Genomic DNA, 3,218 nt, shown 5'->3' with positions numbered 1-3,218 from the left:
CATGAGTGGGCAATCCCAAATTATGCGAAGCGATCAGCTGAGCGTCTACCACGTTTCGCCATCCGATTTCGACTCTAATTATCCGCAGCGTCAACATTCTCCTGACTTCCAGGCGTTTTCAACGGTCTTTGGTTGAGAATCCTACATTTTCTAGAAACTCAAGATCAGGTGACCCTTGAAGGCATTGGCTATATCACGTCTTCCGAATTGCCCCGAATAGGAGAGCCCGACATTGGCGGCCGTGGTCACCCGATAATTCGCTCCGACCTCGGCAGCCAACGCGTCTCGGTCGACCGGAATTGCGGCAACCGTAAAGCTCTGTGCCCCGCCCTGGAAGCCGAGAAGCACCGAAGGCGCTAAATCTCCGAGGGCGTGCCGCCAACCGAGCGTGGTGGTGAAAGTGACCGGCATAGCCGCGAAAGTGAGCTCGCCGCGTATCCCCAATATGGTCGTCGCGAAGTTGAAGTCCTTCGCCGCCCCGGTGAGCGCCGCAGCGTCGCTCACCTCGGTGAAGCTGCTCTGGTGGATGCGGATCCCGGCGGCGCCCACGAACGGCTCGAGGGCTGCGTCCCGAAAGGTGAGCCCTACCATGCTCGCGCCCGAAAGATTGATGCGATAACCGGCCTCGCCGAAGGCTTGCACGGTCGAGCCCCCATTGTTCGACGCGGTCGCGCTCGCAAACCCCGGAAACATCACCTCGCGTGTCGTCGCCGTGGAGTTTGCAGCGTAAAGTGCCCCGGCGCCAATTTGCGCCGCTCCAAAGCTCGCACCTGCATAAGCCCCGCCAAAGCCGCTTTCGAACGTCGCAGACGACAAACGCTGGCTCACAGCGAGGTGATCATTCGTGTAGCCGCCTGCAAGGCCAAAGCGCCAGTCGGTCCCGAGGTAACCATCCCCGAAAACGTCTCCGCCGAGAACGAGACCGCCCGTCGAGCGTGACGTCGAAGCGGCATTGCCGTCGCTGCCGGCATGACCCCAATCTCCGAAACCCTGGCCCCAGAAGTCGAAGGCGCTCGGTTGCGAAAGGCGTCCGGAGATCGATGCGGGGTTGACCGTTTTGCCGGAATGAAAATCGGCCGCATCACTGTCGCTGCCAGGCAGTGCGATCGTCAGCTGAAAGCTAAGATGGTCGAGGATGGCCTCGCGCGGCAGTCTCGTATCTTCGAATGCTCCCGTAACCACGCTTGCATGCAGCTCGCCCGAGAGTGCGTCCAAAGCTTGCGAAAGCCGTGGGGCGTGAAGAACAGCGAATAGCAGTGGCTGAGAGGCGGCGGTATCCCTTGCGAGCACCAGATTGAGCGCTGCGGCCACGGCGGCCTCGTTCCGGGTTTGGCCGGCGAGCACCGGAAATGCCATCGGCGTCTGGCCGACGCCGGTGCCAGGCGGGTTCGCCGCCTCGGTCAACACCACGTCAGCGGCGTTTCCGCTCTGCACGAGCCGCGCCGTGACGCTCGTGCCGGTCGCTAGCATGGCGCCGCTCGTGACCACGCTGACATTTCCGGCCGCGATGTTGTTCGCGAGCGAACTGGATGCAGCGAAGACCTTGACGAAATCTTCCATACCGCTCGCCGGGAAAGCACCGGTGAGCACCACCTGCAGCTTCCCCGAAAGCGTGATGGCGTTCGCGGTGATCGTCGGGAAGGCACCCGATGTCGTGTTGTTCGTGACTTGCAACGCCGTTGTGCCCGAGGAAGTCTGCGTGAAACTCCCGTTGCCGCTGATCCGGGCGGTCGGCGCAAGCGTGAGCACCCCACTGTTCTCGAGCACGCCTTGCATGGTGAGCGCGAGATTGGCATTCGCGGCAAGATTGATCGCCGCGATCCCTGAGATCGTGTTTCCGTAGGAGAAGATGTTGTTGGCGTTGTTCGTGGGATCGATCGAGAGCGTGTCGCGCGTGCCCATGCCGACGATATCGCCGAATATGTTGCCCCCATTCACGGTGAGCGTGTCGGCATTCCCCGAGAGCTTGATCGCCCCCGAGATCGTGCCCGAGCTTTGCGTGATCATGGTCGCGCCGGTCGCGCCCGAGACATCGATTGCCGCGACCGTGCCGGCGATCGTCCCGGTGTTGCTGACGCTTTGGGTGAGCAAACCACCCGAGACGAGGATGCCCGTTGCGCTCGGGCCAGGAAGCTTGAGATTGCCGATGAAGCCTTGATTGATGATGCCGCCATTGACGCTCGCACCATTCGTCACCCTCACCGCGGGCAAAATGGCGCCGAGCGGGTTGGTGAGCGTCGTGAACATCCCCGCGCCCGAGGCCACGCCCGGCGTGAGCGCCATGGTTTTCGAGGTATTGGTGAGCGTCACGCTGAGGGGGCTCGCATTTCCCGCCGTCAAGCTTCCGATGACCGAGGTCGAAAAGAAGTCGAAGACCTGAACTTGCGTGATCTCATTCAAAAGAGTTCCCGTGGCGGTGAAGACCTTGGGATATGTGATCACCTGACCCGAAGCGAAGCTTCCCGACTGTGGAGCCACCTCGAGCACACCAGTCAAGGTCAGGTTGCCGACATCGACGGTTGGAAATTGCCCTGGTGTGGGCGTCGACGTCACCTGAAGCACGACGTTGCCGGCATTCTGGTCGAGCGTCGCGAGGCCGATCACCTTACTCGTCGGCTGGAGCGATAGGGCACCGCCGGTCACGTTCAGTATGTCGTGCCCGGATCCCGCAATCCCCCCGATGAGCGCGCCTGCAGCTTGGGTTATCGCGGTGGCGTTGGCTTGTTGGACCAAGTTCAACGAGTTGCTCGACCCGAAAAGCGTGCCCGTGTTGATGATCCCGCCAGCAATGAGGCTGCCACTTGCCGAGATTCCGGAGCCGTTGACGCCATTCGAAATGATGGTCCCACTGTTGCTGATCGTGCCCGCAACGGTGCCCAAAAGGACATCGACGCCCGCCGCGGAATGATCGGCCGCGGTCGCGATGAGCGTTCCCGAGTTGGTGATCCCGCCGCGGAGTTTGCTCGCGTCGATCACGATCGGCAAGGCAAGACGACCCCCCGTCGCCGTAATGCTTCCGCTGTTTACGACCCCGCCCGTGAGAGTGCTCTGCAGCGCAAATAGGCCCAGAGCTATTCCGGTCGACGGTCGCGTGGCGGTGATCGCGCCGGTATTCGCAATGTCGCCCGTAGCGGTGCTGTTGACGAAGAGTATGCCGACTTCCGCATGAGGAGAATCGGCACGGTCGACGATGATGCTGCCTGTGTTCGAGATACCGC

The 3,218-nt window shown here is 61.7% G+C and carries 1 protein-coding gene; it reads right to left on the bottom strand.

Translation table 11 applies throughout. The annotated features are described in order from the left end of the window. Positions 1 to 150: 150 nt before the first annotated feature. Positions 151 to 3,218: autotransporter family protein (locus JOZ76_RS06215; RefSeq protein WP_291697751.1), on the bottom strand; the 3,068-nt coding region annotated here is incomplete at its 5' end.

Source organism: Bradyrhizobium sp. (assembly GCF_019244115.1).
In the GTDB taxonomy this organism is placed as follows: domain Bacteria; phylum Pseudomonadota; class Alphaproteobacteria; order Rhizobiales; family Xanthobacteraceae; genus Bradyrhizobium.
The sequence above is the reverse complement of the archived record's forward strand: the minus strand, read 5'-3'. Positions and strand labels throughout refer to the sequence as shown.